14 protein-coding genes are annotated in these 15,665 nt (G+C 72.8%); 12 read left to right on the forward strand and 2 right to left on the reverse strand.

Going from position 1 to position 15,665, the window contains the following annotated elements; genetic code table 11:
• Positions 1-15 precede the first annotated feature (15 nt).
• Positions 16-4,662, reverse strand: coding sequence for an FtsK/SpoIIIE domain-containing protein (locus IEZ27_RS34720; protein WP_189651113.1), 4,647 nt, complete (start codon positions 4,660-4,662; stop codon positions 16-18).
• Between the two features lie 351 nt (positions 4,663-5,013).
• Here IEZ27_RS34720 and IEZ27_RS34725 point away from each other — a divergent pair, with 351 nt between their 5' ends.
• The 12 genes from IEZ27_RS34725 to IEZ27_RS34780 all read left to right on the forward strand — a co-directional run bounded on the left by IEZ27_RS34725 (position 5,014) and on the right by IEZ27_RS34780 (position 15,219).
• Positions 5,014-5,688, forward strand: coding sequence for a hypothetical protein (locus IEZ27_RS34725; protein WP_189651114.1), 675 nt, complete (start codon positions 5,014-5,016; stop codon positions 5,686-5,688).
• 1 nt (position 5,689) lies between these two features.
• Positions 5,690-6,406 carry a hypothetical protein gene (locus IEZ27_RS34730; protein WP_125632530.1) on the forward strand — a complete coding sequence of 239 codons (717 nt, stop codon included), beginning with the start codon at positions 5,690-5,692 and terminating at the stop codon, positions 6,404-6,406.
• A complete protein-coding gene (locus IEZ27_RS34735) occupies positions 6,403-7,698 on the forward strand; it encodes a CpaF family protein (RefSeq protein ID WP_125632528.1) in 1,296 nt (431 codons plus the stop codon). Before IEZ27_RS34730 ends, IEZ27_RS34735 begins: the two co-directional genes overlap by 4 nt.
• Positions 7,699-7,700: 2 nt before the next feature.
• The gene (locus IEZ27_RS34740; protein WP_189651115.1) at positions 7,701-8,549 is read left to right on the forward strand and encodes a type II secretion system F family protein; all 849 of its coding nucleotides are present in this window, start codon (positions 7,701-7,703) and stop codon (positions 8,547-8,549) included.
• Complete coding sequence (locus IEZ27_RS34745) at positions 8,542-9,462, forward strand: type II secretion system F family protein (protein WP_189651116.1); 921 nt, start codon at positions 8,542-8,544, stop codon at positions 9,460-9,462. The genes IEZ27_RS34740 and IEZ27_RS34745 overlap by 8 nt, the downstream gene beginning before the upstream one ends.
• Complete coding sequence (locus tag IEZ27_RS34750) at positions 9,462-9,695, forward strand: hypothetical protein (RefSeq protein ID WP_189651117.1); 234 nt, start codon at positions 9,462-9,464, stop codon at positions 9,693-9,695. The genes IEZ27_RS34745 and IEZ27_RS34750 overlap by 1 nt, the downstream gene beginning before the upstream one ends.
• The gene (locus IEZ27_RS34755) at positions 9,679-10,101 is read left to right on the forward strand and encodes a TadE/TadG family type IV pilus assembly protein (protein ID WP_229824614.1); all 423 of its coding nucleotides are present in this window, start codon (positions 9,679-9,681) and stop codon (positions 10,099-10,101) included. Before IEZ27_RS34750 ends, IEZ27_RS34755 begins: the two co-directional genes overlap by 17 nt.
• Positions 10,098-10,493, forward strand: a complete 396-nt coding sequence (locus IEZ27_RS34760) for a TadE family protein (protein ID WP_189651118.1) — start codon at positions 10,098-10,100, stop codon at positions 10,491-10,493. The genes IEZ27_RS34755 and IEZ27_RS34760 overlap by 4 nt, the downstream gene beginning before the upstream one ends.
• A 20-nt stretch (positions 10,494-10,513) precedes the next feature.
• On the forward strand, positions 10,514-10,900 hold the full coding sequence (locus IEZ27_RS34765; RefSeq protein WP_189651119.1) for a flp pilus-assembly TadE/G-like family protein: 387 nt from the start codon (positions 10,514-10,516) through the stop codon (positions 10,898-10,900).
• A 70-nt stretch (positions 10,901-10,970) separates the two neighbouring features.
• Entirely contained in the window at positions 10,971-13,682 is a 2,712-nt protein-coding gene (locus IEZ27_RS34770; protein WP_189651120.1) for a hypothetical protein, read from the forward strand.
• Positions 13,679-14,290 (forward strand): hypothetical protein, encoded by a 612-nt coding sequence (locus tag IEZ27_RS34775; RefSeq protein WP_189651121.1) that lies wholly within the window; start codon positions 13,679-13,681, stop codon positions 14,288-14,290. The genes IEZ27_RS34770 and IEZ27_RS34775 overlap by 4 nt, the downstream gene beginning before the upstream one ends.
• The gene (locus IEZ27_RS34780) at positions 14,287-15,219 is read left to right on the forward strand and encodes a hypothetical protein (protein WP_229824615.1); all 933 of its coding nucleotides are present in this window, start codon (positions 14,287-14,289) and stop codon (positions 15,217-15,219) included. Before IEZ27_RS34775 ends, IEZ27_RS34780 begins: the two co-directional genes overlap by 4 nt.
• On the opposite strand, the gene IEZ27_RS34785 is transcribed toward IEZ27_RS34780, so the two are convergent.
• Positions 15,216-15,647: a MarR family winged helix-turn-helix transcriptional regulator gene (locus IEZ27_RS34785; RefSeq protein ID WP_189651122.1), complete on the reverse strand. Its 432-nt coding sequence runs from the start codon at positions 15,645-15,647 to the stop codon at positions 15,216-15,218. The genes IEZ27_RS34780 and IEZ27_RS34785 overlap by 4 nt on opposite strands.
• Positions 15,648-15,665 lie beyond the last annotated feature (18 nt).

The following is a 15,665-nucleotide window of genomic DNA, read 5'->3' on the forward strand; positions in this document are numbered from 1 at the left end:
GCAGGTGGGCCGGGGTCAGGCGCCGTCGGGGAGGGCGGCCTGGACGGGGGTCAGGTTGCCGGTGGTGACCAGCAGGCCGCGCCCCGGAGGGCCGCCGCCGGCCCCGCGCGGCAACCGGATGCCGAACAGGTCACCGTCGGTCTGGCCCTGGACCGACAACAACAACCCCGTACGGGACTTGCGGGCCTCGGCCACGAAGCCGCGATAGGCGACCGCCAGATCACCGGTGGCACCGGCGATCAGCAGGCCGTGATCGCCGTCCCTGCCGGTGCGGAGCACCTCCTCCAAGGCCGTGCCCAACGGGGAGTCGGGGTTGATCAGCTCGGCGTCGTCCACCACCACGACGTACTGGCTCAGGTCCGCGACCAGTTCCGCCAGGTCGGCGGCGTTCCCGTCCAGTACGGCCACCACCCCCGCGAGGTCGCGCAGCGGGCTCCGCCTGGGGGCGACGGCGATGACCGGCGTACCGGCGTCGACGAGGGAACGCGCGGCCGTCACCAGTACGGACGACCGCCCCGAACGCGACGGACCGGCCACCACCGCGCCGGGACCGTGGGCCAGCAGGTCGACGCCGAGCGGGGTGAGCGCGTCACCACCCGCGCCGACCAGCGCCCACAGCGGTGAGGGCGGGGCGAACCCGGGGTCGAGCTCCATCGTCTGGGAGGCGGTGACGCGCATCGGGAGCGCGTCCACCCGCAGCGGAGGTTCGCCCTCCCGGCCGGGACGCCCCTCCGGGCGTGGGCCGCAGGCGCGGGCGAGGGTCTGGAGGGCCGCCACCTGGGCCGGGCCCGACGGGTCGGCGGAGAGCAGGGCGACGTGGTGTTCCACGATGCCGTGCTCGCCCAGCGACAGGGCGCGTCCCGGCGGCATGGACGCGGGCAGGCCCTTGAGCGGGAACCCGGCCAGGCCGTAGTCGGTGGGATCGGACAACCGGAGGAGGAGGCGGTCGTCGAAGACCGTCGAGACCTGGCCGAGCAGGCCCGACCGGTCGCTGGTGACGACGGCGCGCAGCCCCACCGCCGGGCCCTCGCGCAGGAGCTGGAGCAGGGCCTCGATCAGGCGCCCGTAGTCGTAGCTCTCGAACGCGGCGACGAACCCCTCCCAGCGGTCCAGCATGAACACCAGCCACGGGAGCCGGTGACCGGCCTGGCGGTATTCGGCGAGCGAGGCGTGGCCCGCCTCGGCCAGCAGGTGTTGCCGGCGGCCCACCTCGGCGCGCAGGCGGCCGAGCAGGCGCTCGACCCGTTCGATCTGGTCGCGGGTGACGACGGCGCCGCAGTGGGGCATCGCGACGACGGGCAGGAGCGCGCCCGAGCCGCAGTCGACGGCATGGATGTGCACGTCGGCGGGCGACGCCTGGGCCGCGATCGCGCCCGCGATCGTCCGCAACGCCGTCGAACGGCCGCTGCGCGGGGCGCCCGCGATCAGCAGGTGGCCGCCGTGGGCCAGGTCGAGCGCCAGCGGGCAACGATCCTGCCGCCACGGACGGTCGGTCACCCCGAACGCCAGCGGCGGCACCTCGGCGAACCCACCGCCCGCCGACGGGCCGGGCCCGCCAGGCGGTGAAGGCGCGTCGGGCAGGTCCAGCACCAGGTGGGTGGGCAGCGGGTCCAGCCAGGGGCTCGGCTGGGCCGGGACGCCCGCCAGACGGCTCGCCTCGATGAGGGCGTCCACGGCCAGGCTGAGGTCGGTGACCCCGGACTCCTCCGCCGGCTCCGGAGGCGGCGGAAGGGGTCTGCCGAGCGAGCGCCAGTCGACGTCCAGCACGCGGACGTGCCCGGAAGGCCCGGTCGCGGACGGTGTACGGGCCGGGGCGCGTCCGCCGACCCTGGCCGTCTGGACGGCGATCGCCGACCCCACCCCGGACCGCACGTGACAGCGGCCGGGCGTGGACTTCGAGATGCTCGCCGCGTCGGGGATGTCGATGACGTCGGTGGACTCGGCGGGCTCGGTCACCCGCAGCGCGATCCGCAGCGACGTGTTGGCCTGGATGTCGGCCGTGACCACGCCGGCCGGCCGCTGGGTGGCCAGGATCAGGTGGATGCCCAGCGAACGGCCCCGCCGGGCGATGTCCACCAGACCCGCCACGAAGTCGGGCAACTCGGCCACCAGCGCGGCGAACTCGTCGATGATCAGCACGAGCCGCGGCAGCGGGACCTCGCCGGTGTAGTCGTCGATGTCCTTGGCGCCCGCCGCCAGCAGCAGCCGCTCCCGGCGCCGGATCTCGGCCGCCAGCGAGTCCAGCGCCCGCTGCGTCAGGTGCCCGTCGAGGTCGCTGACCATGCCGACCGTGTGCGGCAGGCGTACGCACTCCTTGAAGGCCGCGCCGCCCTTGTAGTCGATCAGCACGAACGTGAGCTGGTCGGGCCGGTTGGCCACCGCCAGCGAGCAGATCAGGGTCTGCAGCAACTCGGACTTGCCCGCGCCCGTGGTGCCGGCGATCAGGCCGTGGGGGCCGTCGATCCTGAGATCGACCGAGAACGGGCCGTCGGGGCCGACGCCGATCAGCGCCTCGGTGGAGCCGTGGGCCCGCCACCGGGCGGCCAGCGCCCGGCCGGAGGGCTCGGGCATGCCCATCAGGTCGAGCAGGCGCACCGCGTCGGGCAGGTTGCCCCCCGGATCGTCCCTGCTCACGTCGCGGATCGGGGACAGGGCTCTGGCCAGGCGGTCGCACCAGGCGGGCGAGACCAGGTCGCCCAGCACCGGGCCGATGACGTCGAGGCCGCCGCCGAGCAGGCGTACGAGGCCGTCGGGGCCGCACGCCGCCACCGTCTGGCACTCCTCGGGCAGCAGCCGCTGCTCCTCGTCGATCGCGAGGGTGAACACCCCGGAACGAGGACCCTGCCGCAGGACCTGGGGCATGTTGGGCAATCCACGCAGGATCTGGGCGCCGTCAAGGATCACCAGGACGTCATGGGGACGGACGTCGTAGGAGGAGAAACTGGGCTTCTCGGGGCCGCCCAGGTCGTCCCAGCCTGTGGGGATCTTGCCGAATTCGGGGATGGCGGTGTTCTGGCGTTCGTCGATGAGGGCGGCGAGCTCGGCGACACGGCGGGCGGCCGATTCGGGGTCGGTGCCGGCCAGGGTCACGCAGTCCTCACCCGTACGCGGGGCGCAGTGCGGCAGCCAGCGTGTCCAGCCCCAGCGGCGTTCGCCGTCGGCGCGCGCGGACACGACCACGATGGCCAGGTCACGCGGGCTGTGCAGGGTGGCGGCCTGGGCGATCAGCCAGCCCGCCAGGCCGGTCGCGGCCTCGCGCGGCCCGGTGACGCCCGCGACGCCCAGCCTGCGCATGGCCAGCGCGACCGGCACGGCACGGCAGAGAGGCGGCTCGATCGGACCGCCCTGCTCCTCGGACAGGTCGAGGTTGGCGGGCAGGTCGGCGAGGCCGACGCGCAGCCTCAGCGAGTCGGCGTCGTGGATCCTGCGCTCCCACAGGCGTCTGCGCGGCCCGGTGGCGGTGAGCAGGACTTGGGCCGGGTCGGGCGCGTCGGACCTGCGCGCGGCCTCGTCGGCGGCCCTGGCCCGCTCGACCTCCTCGTCGAAGGCCCGGACCCGTTCGCCGAACTCCTTGAGCGCCTGCTTGTGCTTCTTCCTGCCGTGGCGGCGGTCGCTGAACCACTGGCCGATCATGATGATCGGCGTCATCAGGGCGACGAGCAGGTAGTAGGGGGCGTGGAGGGCGAACGCCAGCGTCACGCCGAGCACGGCGGGCAGGAAGGCGGCCAGCAGTTGCAGGCGCATGCCCTCCGACCTGGTCGGCTCCTTGGGCTTGACGAACGTGCGCTCGGGCTCGGGGCGGCGCAGCCTGGGCGGGCGGTTGTAGGCGAGGCCGCCCTCGCTCCTCGGGGTCAGGTGGGCGTCCCTGGGCTCGATCGAGGTCAGCACGAACACCGAGGACCCGCAGGTCAGCACCGCCTGATCGGGCCATTCCGCGGGCTCGGTGAGCGGCCTGCCGTCAAGCTCGGGCGTCTCGCCCTGGTCGGCGGCGAACTCGGCCGCCTCCCGCTCGGCGACCCGCGCGGTCAGCTCGGCGACCTCCTCGGCCCACCGCCCCTTGAGCTTGAGCCTGGCGGTCTGTCCCGGAACCTGTTTGTACGCCCGCTCGACGGTGATCGCGTCAGGCGTCACACGTACGGCGACGGCTTCGGCGGCGAGGGCGGGGTCGGCGACGGCCATCGCGCAGGTCGGGTCGGACCCGATGACGTGCACCCCCAGCCCGAGCCGGTGGACCGCCCCCGCCGCCGGGCCGCCGATCACGCGCACCTCGGCCACCCCGCCGGGCTCCTCGACGACGGTGGCGCGGGCGAGGCGCGGGTCGAGCGTCACCTTGTCGCCGTCGCGCAGGACGGCCGCGGCGGCGGCGCGCGGATCGAGCACCCGGCCGTCGCGCCAGAGCATGGCGCCGGGGTCGGCCGGGGCGGGGTGGTCGACGGGATCGGGCACCCGTGGACGGGGGACGCGGGCCTCGGCCCGCCCCCGGTCCACGGCGTCGGGCGCCAGTCCGTAGGGCGCGCGTGTCCTGGGCAGGTGGACGACCTTCGCCATGGACGTGCGACCGCTCAGCGCCTCGGTCACCCCGGCCACCGTGGCGCCGTCGTCGCCGTCGATCACGACGTCACGGTCGCCCTGCTCGCCGAGCACGGTGAGCATGATCCGCATGTGCCGTCTCCTCGCTCGACCTCGGGCGCCAAGGTAGCGCCAGAAGCGAGAGTAGGTGTCCCGGTTGACGCCACCGGCATGAGAACGCGGTTCTGTGGATAACTCGCGCGCCAAGCGTCACGATCAACCATGAAAAAGCTGTGATTACTGCGACCAAAGATAAAAAAGTGACAACCATGCCGATAAATCGGTGTACGTCAACTTGGTAGAGACAATAGGCATCGATTATTCCGGGTTGACATCACGCCACCTGCGAAACAAGCATGGGTCCTCGCATTCCGCCCACGCCTCACCCGAGCGCCCCACATAATGGGCGTGAATTCCGCATTTCACAATGGGAGCCCCCCACCCATGAGGACCAGTGAAAAGCCTGCCGTCAACGCGGCGGCGGGGCTGTCCGGCCCGGCCTCGCGCAAGCTCCCCGTGCCCCCACGCGAACGCAAGCCGGCCCTCGCCGCGCTGGCCGTCCTGCTCGTACTCGGCGGAGCTCTGGCCACCACGCTGCTCGTGCTGCGCAGCGGCGACCGGGTGTCCGCCATCAGGATCACCCAGCAGGTCGGCGCAGGTCAGAAGTTCGAGGCGGGCATGCTCGAAGAGGTGAAGATCGCCTCGGACACGGGCGTCGAGTACGTCGCCTGGTCCCAGCGCGCCGAGGTGGTCAAGAGCTTCGCGGCGGCCACGATCCTGCCGGGCACCCTGCTGACCAACCAGATGGGCGTACGGGCCAGCGCCGAGCTGGGCCCGGGAAAGGCGACCGTCGGCCTCGCCCTCAAACCCGGTCAAATGCCCGCCGGTATTCAACAGGGCGACCGCGTCCAGGTGGTCTACGTGCCCAACCGCACGGCCCAGGCACAAAGCCGGGTGCTCGCCGAGAGCGCGCTCGTGTTCAGCGTGGGCGACAAGAGCAGAACCGGCGGCAATTCAGGCCAGATCACGGTGGTCGTCGATTCGTCGGACTCGCCGCAAATACTCGCCTACGCCTCCAGCGGAGAGATCGCGGTGGCCGAACTCCCGGGAGCGCGCTGACGTGGCGCTGATCGTGCTGGCCGCCGACAAGGGCGCGCCCGGGGTGACCACCGCGGCCACGGCGCTGGCGGCGGTGTGGCCGCGGCCCGTGCTGCTGGCCGAATGCGACCCGGCCGGCGGCGACCTCGCCTACCGGCTGCCCGCCGCCGACGGCGGTGTGCTCAATCCGGGCAAGGGCCTGCTCACGCTGGGCGCGACCGCCCGCAGGGGCCTCGAACCCGCCCAGATCCACCAGCACACCCAGAAGATCATCGGCGGGCTCGACGTGCTGGCCGGGCTGACGCACGGCGAGCAGGCGGCCGGGCTCACCTGGCTCTGGGGCCCGCTGGGCCGGTCGCTGGCCGCCATCCCGGACGCCGACGTGATCGCCGACTGCGGCCGCCTGGGCTCACACCCCCAGATCGCCGACCTCCTCGCCGAGGCCGAGCAGGTCGTCCTGCTCACCAGGGCGACCCTCGACCACGTCGCCCACCTGCGCGAACGCCTCCAGATCACCAAGGCGCACGGCGTCGTGGTGATCGCCGACCCGCGCAACTACCGGGCCTCGATCGAGGACGTACGCAGAGTCGTCGGGCCCATCGTCCAGGTCGTCCACGGGCTGGCCCACGACCCCAAGGGCGCCGAGCTGCTGCGCGGCCAGTGGGGCGGCCGGCTCGACCGCTCCCTGCTCATCCGTACGGCCCGCGACCTCGCCGCGAGGCTGGTGAGCCACCGATGATCGACCACACCCTCGTCAAGCGTTTCCGCCAGGAGGTCGGCGACCGGCTGGCCCACCAGCGCCGGCTCGACCAGGCGAGCGGCGTACCGCCGATGTCCGGCGAGGACGAGCGCCAGTTCGCCAGGGCGCTGATCTCCCAGGTGCTGGAGGAGCACGCCCGCAGCGAGATCGGCCTCGGCCGCACGCCGCCCACGATCGAGGAGGAGGAGGCCCTGGCGGCCGGCATCCACGCCGCGCTGTTCGGTGTGGGCCGCCTCCAGCCGCTGCTCGACGACGCCGAGGTCGAGAACATCGACATCAACGGCTGCGACCGGGTGTTCGTCAGCTACGCCGACGGCCAGGAGATCATGCACGACCCGGTCGCCGAGTCCGACGACGAGCTGGTCGAGCTGATCCAGATCCTGGCGGCATACTCGGGGTTGTCCAGCAGGCCGTTCGACACCGCCAACCCGCAGCTCGACCTGCGGCTGCCCGACGGGTCCCGGCTGAGCGCGGTGATGGACGTCACCGTGCGCCCGGCCGTGTCGATCCGCCGTTCCCGCCTGGGCAAGGTCTTCCTGTCCGACCTGGCGGGCAACGGCACGATCAGCGGGGAGATCGGCAGGTTCCTGACGGCGGCCGTCGCGGCCCGCAAGAACATCATGATCGCCGGGTCCACCAACGCCGGCAAGACCACCCTGCTCAGGGCCCTGGCCAACGAGATCCCGCCCACCGAACGCCTGATCACCGTCGAACGCGCCCTTGAGCTGGGCCTCGACCAGTTCCCCGAGCTCCACCCCAACGTGGTCGCGTTCGAGCAGCGCCTGCCCAACGCCGAGGGCCAGGGCGAGATCTCCATGGCCGAGCTGGTCAGGCGCTCGCTGCGGATGAACCCCAGCCGCGTCATCGTCGGCGAGGTGCTCGGCGACGAGATCGTCACCATGCTCAACGCGATGACCCAGGGCAACGACGGCTCGCTGTCCACGATCCACGCCAACTCCAGCATGGAGGTCTTCAACCGCATCGCCACCTACGCCCTTCAGGCCGGCGAGCGCCTCCCCATCGACGCCACCCACATGCTCATCGCGGGCGCGATCGACTTCGTCGTGTTCATCGAGAAGCGCAACGACTACCACGTCGGCGGCACCTTGCGCCGCTACGTCTCCAGCATCCGCGAGGTCAACGGCTGCGACGGCCGCGTCCTGTCGAGCGAGGTGTTCGTGCCCGGTCCCGACGGCGCCGGCGTCCCGCACGCGCCGGTCTCGTGCCTGGAGGAGCTCCTCGCCCACGGCTACAACCCCGGAGGCTGGTGAGGATGGCGTTCGACCTCGACCCGTTCGCGATGGTGGCGGGAGCGGCCGCCGGCGGCGGCCTCTTCCTGTTCTTCCTCGCCCTGTACGGCCTGCGCCGCCGCCCGTCCCAGCCCAGGCGCCCGCTCGTCAAGATGCTCACCACCCGCACCGCCGTCGCGGCGGTGACCGGCGGCCTGGTCCTGGTGATCACGGGCTGGCCGGTCCTGGCGGTGGGCGCGGTGCTGCTCGTGTTCGCCTGGCGCGGCCTGTCGGGCGGCGCGGCCGAGGAGCGCGCCGCCATGAGCCGGCTCGAAGGGCTGGCCGCCTGGACCGAGTCGCTGCGCGACACCATCGCCGGCGCGGCCGGGCTGGAACAGGCGATCCCGTCCTCCATCAGGGCCGCCGCGCCCACGCTCCGGCCCCACCTGCGGGCCATGGTCGACCGCCTGCACACCAGGATGGCCCTGCCGGAGGCGCTGGCCCGCTTCGCCGACGAGCTCGACGACCCCTCGGCCGACCTGGTGATCGCCGCGCTCATCCTCAACTCCCGGCTGCGCGGCCCCGGCCTGCGCGACGTGCTCGGCGCGCTCGCCGTGTCGGCCCGCGAAGAGCTCGACATGCGCCGCCGCGTCGAGGCCGAACGCCGCGCGACCAGGCGCAGCGTGCAGATCGTGGTGATCACGGCGCTGGTCTTCGCCGCGCTGCTCATCCTGTTCAACCCCGGCTACGTCAGCGAGTACGCCTCCACCCTCGGCCAGGCCGTCCTCGTGGTCGTCGGCGGGCTGTTCGGCGCCGGGTTCGCCTGGATGCGGCGGCTGGCCAGGTTCGACAAGCCGACCCGGCTGCTAATGGGAGGGGGCGGCCATGGTTGAGGGCGCGCTGGCCGGGGCGGTGCTCGGCCTCGGGCTGTTCGTACTGGTACGCGCGCTGTTCCCGGCCCGTCCCGGCCTGGTGGCGCGGCTGCTGGCGCTCGACGCCGTCCGCGAGGACGCCGACGCCCCCCGTATCCAGCTCGTGCTGCCCGACGAGGAGGTCAGCGCGTTCCGCCGGGGTCTCGGCGCCCGCCTGGCCCGTCTCTACGGAGCCCGCGGCTGGGAGGCCCGTTCGGTCAAGGCCGACCTGGCGCTGCTCGGCCGCTCGTTCGAGGCGTTCCTGGCGACCAAGGTGCTGCTCGCCGCGAGCGGCCTGCTGGCCTTCCCGATCCTGCTCGGCTGGCTGGCGCTCATGGGGTGGGGCGTGTCGTTCACGGTGCCGTTCTGGTCGGCCGTGCTCGTGGCGCTGCTCTTCTTCTTCCTGCCCGACCTGCAGATCCGCAAGGAGGCCGCGGCCATGCGACGCGACTTCCGGCACGTCGTGGGCGCGTTCCTCGACCTGGTCTCGATGAACCTGGCGGGCGGGCGCGGCGTGCCCGAGGCGCTGATGATGGCCGTCTCGGTCAGCGGCGAGCAGCCCAACTGGGCGATGGGCCGCATCCGTGACGCGCTGGGCGGCGCCCGGATCGTCGGCATCACTCCCTGGCAGGCGCTCGGCCAGCTCGGCGAGGAGATCAACGTCGACGAGCTGCGCGACCTGTCGGCCGCGCTCGGCCTGGTGGCCGACGACGGCGCCAAGGTGCGCGCCTCGCTCACCGCCAGGGCCGCCACACTGCGCCGGCGCGAGCTGGCCGAGATCGAGGGGCGGGCGGGCGAACGTTCGCAGTCGATGCTCGTGGCCCAGCTCCTCCTGTGCGCCGGTTTCGTGATCTTTCTCAGTTTTCCCGCCGCAATGAAGATGTTGGGGGCCTGATGCAGCATCCCTGGATCGTCTATCTCACCGCGTACCTCGGCGTGCGGATCCACCGCGCCCGCACCGCGCCCAGCAGGGGCGCCTCCGCCGTCGAGTGGGTGATCATCACGGCCATCATCGCGGGCGTGGCGCTCGGGCTGGCCACGCTGATCAAGACCCTGGTCGAGCAGAAGTCGAACGACATCCAGGGCACCTTCGGCGGCGGCGGGGGCGGTGGTGGCGGCGACTCGTGAGCGGGGCGTGGCCGTGATCGAGCTGGCGCTGCTGATGCCGGTCATCCTCGCGGTCGTGCTCCTCATCGTGCAGGTCGCGCTCTGGTTCCACGGCCGCGAGATCGCCGAGGCGGCAGCCAGGGAGGGCGCGCGGGTGGCCAGGTCGGCGCCGTTCGACTCGGGCGACTGGCAGGGCGCGGCCACGGCGAAGGCCACCGACGTCGTCAAGGCCGTCGGCCCGCGCCTGCTGGAGAACGCCGCCGCCACGACCTCCGAGCAGGACCCCGACCAGCGCTTCGTCACGGTGACGGGCAGCGCCGTGCAGGTCGTCCCGCTGCTGCCGCCGCTCACGTTCACGATCACCGCGACCGCGGGCGGTCCGGTCGAGTGCTTCCGTCCCGACAACGGCGGTGATGACTGCCGATGAAGCCGGGCGAGCGGGGCTCGATGGCCGTGGAGACGGTGATGCTCGCGCCCGTCTTCCTGCTGTTCCTCATGTTCCTGGTCGGGGCGGGCGTGCTGGTCGAGACGCAGGGACGGGTCAACGGCGCGGCCAGGGACGCCGCGCGGGCGGCGTCCGTGCAGCGGGGCTTCGGCGACGCGGGCGCCGCGGCGGAGAACGTCGCCAAGAGCGCCCTGGACGGCAAATGCGGCTCCACCGCCGTGAACCTGGACGGATCCACCTGGGAGGCGGGCGGCCAGGTGCAGGCCGAGGTCACCTGCGAGCTCGACCTGGGCTTCCTCGGGTTCGGCGGCACCAAACGGTTGACGGGCGCCGCCGTGGTGCCCCTGGAGCAGCTCGTTCGGAGGGAGCCGTGAAGGCGGGGGAGCGGGGGTCCATGTCGGTCTTCACCGTGCTGTTCTCCGTGGTCGTGTTCCTCCTGGCCGGGCTGCTGGTGGACGGCGGGGCGGCGATCAACGCCCGGCTGCGCGCCGCCGACGTCGCCGAGCAGGCCGCGCGGGCGGGCGCGGACCAGATCGACGTCGACCGGCTGCGCACCGACGGGCAGGTCCACCTGCTGGACGAGGGCCAGGTCTGCGCCAGGGCCGACGAGATCGTCACGGCGCAGGGCGGCGACGGCGTGGCGCGCGGCCGGTGCTCGGTCGAGCAGGAGCAGGTCACGGTCAGCGTCTCGGTGCGATGGGAGGCGTTCTTCCTCGGGGCGATCGGGTTCCCGGGGTCGGAGATGAACGGCGAGGCCACGGCTGCCCCCGAAGCCAGGTAGACCGATTCCCGCCACTCGGTGGCCGGGGCAACGCACGAGGCAGGACGCTGAACGGAAGAAGGGAGCGGCGATGCCGACGCGAGAGCCGACGCGTCCCCCGGGACGGCACCAGCCCAGGCGTCCGCCTGCGCGCATCCCGGCCAGGCGCACCTTCGGCGACGTGCTCGCCGGGGTCGCGGCGCTGGTGGCGCTGGTGGCACTGGTGGGCGGGGTGCCGTACGCGCTGCTCACGTTCGCCGGGCCGCCGGTCACGTCCGAGATGCTCGATCTCGACTTCTTCACCGCGGAGGTCGGGCCGAGCACGATCCAGGCCGTTCTGGTGTTGCTGGTCTGGCTGGCCTGGTTCCAGCTCTTCGTGTGCGTGCTGGTCGAGGTGTACGCCGGTGTCCGAAGGGTCGGGATGCCCGCCCGCGTACCGTTGTCGGGCGGCACGCAGGCGCTGGCCAACAAGCTGGTCGGCGCGGTGTTGTTGCTGTTCACGGCCGGGGCGATGATCGCGCCCATCGCGCGGATGAGCGCCACGCCCGCCGCGCCGCCGGTGACCGCGGTCGCCTACTCCGCGCCGATCGTCGAGAAGACGCTGGAGACCCACAAGACCAAGAAGGTGTACGTGGTGCAGCCCCCGCACGGCCGCCACCACGAGAGCCTGTGGGAGATCGCGGAGAAGTGCCTGGGAGACGGCCGCCGATATCCCGAAATTTACCGACTCAACCAGGCCAAGGAGCAGCCGGACGGCACCCGCCTGCGCATGGCCGACCTGATCAGGCCCGGCTGGGTGCTCGACATGCCGGACGACGCCAGGAACGTGCACATCGTCCCCACCGGCCAGTCCCGCGAGCAGACGTTGCGCGAGCACCCCGGCGTGGCCCACACCCGTGCCCAGCCCGACGCCCGGCACGACGTCGGGAAGAAGGCCACCGAGAAGACCGAGCAGGACCAGGCCAGGCACCGCAAGCCCGACGTCAGGCAGGACCAGCCCGAGATCACCATCAGGGAGGCCCAGAGCCTCGACCTGATCGACTACCTGGCCGGTGCGTCGCTGGCCGCCGCCGGGCTGCTGGCGCTGCTGGCGCGGCGGCGGCGCGAGCAGTTGTGGCGCAGGGTGTTCGGCCGCAGGATCGTCCGCCCGCGCGACGACGCCGCCCAGGCCGAGGTCGCGCTCAGGCTGGGCGGCGACGCGCCCGGCGCGCGCATCCTCGACATCGGGCTGCGGCTGCTCGGCGCCGAGCTGGCCGCCCAGCACCGTACGCCGCCGACCGTCTACGGCGCCCACCTGTCCCCGCGCACGCTCGACCTGTGGATCCACCCCCCGGACGACGACCCGCCCGAGCCGTGGACGGCCGAGGACGGCGGCCAGGTGTGGCGCCTGCCCGCCCACGAGGGCCGCCTGCTGGAGGAGCAGGCGGGTGGGGCGCCGTACCCGGGGCTGGTCTCGATCGGCACGGACGCGAGCGGGCGGGTGCTGATCGACCTGGAGGCCGCGCAGGGCCTGATCAACGTACGCGGCCCGCAGACCACCGCCGCGCTGGCCGCGCTCGCCGTCGAGCTGGCCACCAACCGCTGGTCCGACCGCATGCGCATCACGCTCGTCGGGTTCGGCGAGGAGCTGACCGCGATCGCCCCCGACCGGATCAGGTCCGTCGGCGGCCTGGCCGAGGTGCTGCCCGAGCTGGAGGCGACCGCCGCGCCGCGCAGGGAGGTGCTCACCGGGCGCGTCTCCGGCAGCCCGCGCGACGCCCACTACCTGTTGTCGGCCGTGGCGCCCACGCACGAGGAGGCCCGCCGCCTGGCCCTGCTGGCCCGCCGGGACACCGCCGGGTACGTCGTGGCCGGCGAGGTCCCGCACGCCACCTGGACGCTGGAGATCGGCGACGACGGCAAGGCCCGCATCGCCGAGCTGGGCTTCGAGGTCGAGGCCCAGCTCCTGCCCCGCCGCCACTACAAGGCGCTGGTCGACCTCTTCCGCACGGCCGGCCGCCTCGACGGCGAGACCTACCCGGAGGCCGAGCCGCTGGAGGGCCTGCATCCGCCCGCCGTCGAGATCAGGATGCTCGGCCCCGTCCAGATCGCCGGGCTCGCGCCTCTCGAAGAGGGCCGTATGGCGCTGGCCACCGAGCTGCTGGTCTACCTGGCCACGCATCCCGGCGACGTGCATCCCGTCGTGCTCGGCGGCGTGTTGTGGCCGCGCGGCGTGCAGACCATGGTCAGGGACGCCACGATCGCCCGCGTCGCCGACTGGCTGGGCCCCGAGCACCTGCACGTGGACGAGGCCGGACGGCTCAGGCTCGGCCCCGAGGTGCGTACCGACTGGGCCCTGTTCCGCGAGCTGGTACGCCGTTCCCACCACGACCCGACGGCCCGCACGGTCCTGCTGGAGAAGGCGCTCGGCCTGGTACGCGGCCCGCTCCTGGCCGCCCGCCCACCCGGCCGGTACGCCTGGCTGGCGGCCGACGACCTGGAGTACGACGTGGCGGCCGGCGTGGCCGACGCGGCCCACCGGCTGTGCGAGCTGCGGCTGGCCCAGGACGAGCCGGACGCGGCGGTGGCGGCCGTACGCGCGGCGCTGCTGCTGGCGACCGACGACGAAGGGCTCTGGCGTGACCTGCTGCGGGCCACGCACGCCACGGGTGACGCCGTCCGTATGCGGGCGGTGGTCGAGGGCCTGACCCGCCGGGCGGCCTCCCATCCGTACGGCGGCGGGATGGCTCCGGAGACCGAGGCGTTGATCGAGGAACTGCTGCCCTCGTGGCGCATCCATGTCGTGAGGGAGTCGTCCGCATGAGAAGACGTACGACAGCGGTCCTGTTCGTCCTGCTCGTGGCGGGGTGCGGGCAGGCCGCGCGGCCGTACACGCCGCGGTCGGCGCCCTCCGGGCCTGCGACGGCGACGGAGTCGGCGGAATCGGCGCGGCCGTCCGCGCCCGGCGTCGAGACGGTCGAGGTCGGCGGCGGCAAGCTGCGTGTGGACATCGACTGGCCGGCCGAGCGCGACCCGCTCATGCGCGTCATCACCGATTGGTACCTCGCCTCCCGCAAGGTGATGGTCTCGGGAAGCGATCGATACCTAAAGGGTCTGGATCTCGAACTCGACGCGGCCCGCCAGGCGTACGACGGAGTACGCCGGTACACCGAGGAGGACAGAAGGGTGAAGGGCGTCGCCAGGCTGTACGACCTGCGTGTCACGAAGGTCCTGGAAAAGGGCGCGCAGATCGACACCTGCGTGGACGAGTCGAAGGTGCGCGTGGTCACCGCCCGCACCGGCGAGGCCGTCACGCCCCAGCCCTCGATCATGCGCGCCCCCTACCTCCAGAGGGCTCTCGCGCACCGCGGCGACGACGGCGTGTGGCGGATCCGGGAGCTGCTCTACGACAAGGAAGGATGCGCGCGATGAACCGCGTGATCTCGCTGGCCACCGCGGCCCTGATGTTGCTGGGGAACCTCGACGACCCGGGCGAGTCCTCGGGCAGCCCCATCGAGCACGGCCGGACCAGGGGAATCGAGCTGCGCAACTCGCGCATCGTCATCTCGGGCGACGGCGCCAAGGGCGGCACCGCCGACGGTTACGTGCTCAAACGCCCCTGCTGGTACGAGCCCGGCCTGACCGGCGAGGAGATGCTGAAGTCGCAGGAGGGCCTGCGCGACCTCTGGTTCAAGTTCACCAAGGACGCGAGCGAGGAGAAGTTCCAGGAGTTCCTCAAGCAGTTCAAGGACAAGGTCGGCAAGGACGGGCGCTGGTGGGGGCCGGCGTACGACGGCTCCGACCCGAAGGGCCAGGTGTGTTTCGCGGCGCTCGACCCGTTCGTGTTCGTGCCGCCGGGCACGACGCCGCCCGCCGGGATCACGGTCCGGGAGCTCGCCGAGATCGCCAGGGCCGCGCTGACCGTGCCCGAGCCCAAGATCAGGCTGAGCCCCGACGCCAAGAGCTACGTCAACCTGCCCACCTGGGTCTGGCTGGAGGGCGTCGGCGAGCCGCGCAGGTCGGTGACCGCGCAGATCCCGGGTGTCATGAGCGTGACCGTGGTGGCCACGCTGAAGAGCATCAAGATCGACCCGGGCACCGCGAAGGACCGGGCCGAGGTGCACGAGGAGGGTTGCGGGACCGCCGGGCGGCCGTACGCCAAGGGGGCCTCCTTCACCTGTGGCGTACGTTACCTGCGTGCCTCGATCGACCAGCCGCGCGAGGCGTACCGGCTCACCGTGACCACGTCGTGGCCGGTGGAGACGACCGGGGACGCGGTGCCGTTCCAGTTCGCGCCGGTCGAGGTGGGGGCGACCCGGGACGTACCGGTCGGCGAGATCCAGAGCAACGTGAAGCCCTAGGCGATCACCGCGGCCAGCGGGGCGAGCTCCGGCTGCCCGGCCGCCTCGGCCAGCACCTCCTTGAGCACGGTGTCGTGCGTCGGCCCGGCCTGGGCCAGCAGGTCACGGCCGTCGGGGGTGACCTCGGAGTAGATGCCGCGCCGGTCGTCCTCGCACAGGTAGCGCTTGAGCAGGCCGCGCTTCTCCAGGCGCGTGACCAGCCGGGTCGTGGCGCTCTGGCTGAGCACGACGGCGCGGGCGAGCTGCTGCATGCGCATGTGCCATCCGTCCTGGCGGGCCAGGACGTCGAGCACGGTGTACTCGCTCACGCTCAGGCCGTGCCCCTTCTCCAGCGCCTTCTCCAGCCTGTCCTCGATCTTGGCGTGCAGCGCGGCGAGGGTGCGCCATCCCTGGGCGCGTGCCTCCACGGCGTCGTCGGCTAGGGGCATGTGACAACCTCCTTCTCC

The organism is Nonomuraea spiralis (assembly GCF_014648435.1).
Classification (GTDB): Bacteria; Actinomycetota; Actinomycetes; order Streptosporangiales; family Streptosporangiaceae; genus Nonomuraea; species Nonomuraea spiralis.

Bases quoted from the DNA above. Each gene is read 5' to 3' on its own strand.
- IEZ27_RS34760 (WP_189651118.1), top strand. From the start codon at position 10,098: ATGAAGCCGGGCGAGCGGGGCTCGATGGCCGTGGAGACGGTGATGCTC.
- IEZ27_RS34725 (WP_189651114.1), top strand. From the start codon at position 5,014: ATGAGGACCAGTGAAAAGCCTGCCGTCAACGCGGCGGCGGGGCTGTCC.
- IEZ27_RS34765 (WP_189651119.1), top strand. From the start codon at position 10,514: ATGTCGGTCTTCACCGTGCTGTTCTCCGTGGTCGTGTTCCTCCTGGCC.
- IEZ27_RS34775 (WP_189651121.1), top strand. From the start codon at position 13,679: ATGAGAAGACGTACGACAGCGGTCCTGTTCGTCCTGCTCGTGGCGGGG.
- IEZ27_RS34785 (WP_189651122.1), bottom strand. From the start codon at position 15,647: ATGCCCCTAGCCGACGACGCCGTGGAGGCACGCGCCCAGGGATGGCGC.
- IEZ27_RS34740 (WP_189651115.1), top strand. From the start codon at position 7,701: ATGGCGTTCGACCTCGACCCGTTCGCGATGGTGGCGGGAGCGGCCGCC.
- IEZ27_RS34770 (WP_189651120.1), top strand. From the start codon at position 10,971: ATGCCGACGCGAGAGCCGACGCGTCCCCCGGGACGGCACCAGCCCAGG.
- IEZ27_RS34780 (WP_229824615.1), top strand. From the start codon at position 14,287: ATGAACCGCGTGATCTCGCTGGCCACCGCGGCCCTGATGTTGCTGGGG.
- IEZ27_RS34735 (WP_125632528.1), top strand. From the start codon at position 6,403: ATGATCGACCACACCCTCGTCAAGCGTTTCCGCCAGGAGGTCGGCGAC.
- IEZ27_RS34750 (WP_189651117.1), top strand. From the start codon at position 9,462: ATGCAGCATCCCTGGATCGTCTATCTCACCGCGTACCTCGGCGTGCGG.
- IEZ27_RS34745 (WP_189651116.1), top strand. From the start codon at position 8,542: ATGGTTGAGGGCGCGCTGGCCGGGGCGGTGCTCGGCCTCGGGCTGTTC.
- IEZ27_RS34720 (WP_189651113.1), bottom strand. From the start codon at position 4,662: ATGCGGATCATGCTCACCGTGCTCGGCGAGCAGGGCGACCGTGACGTC.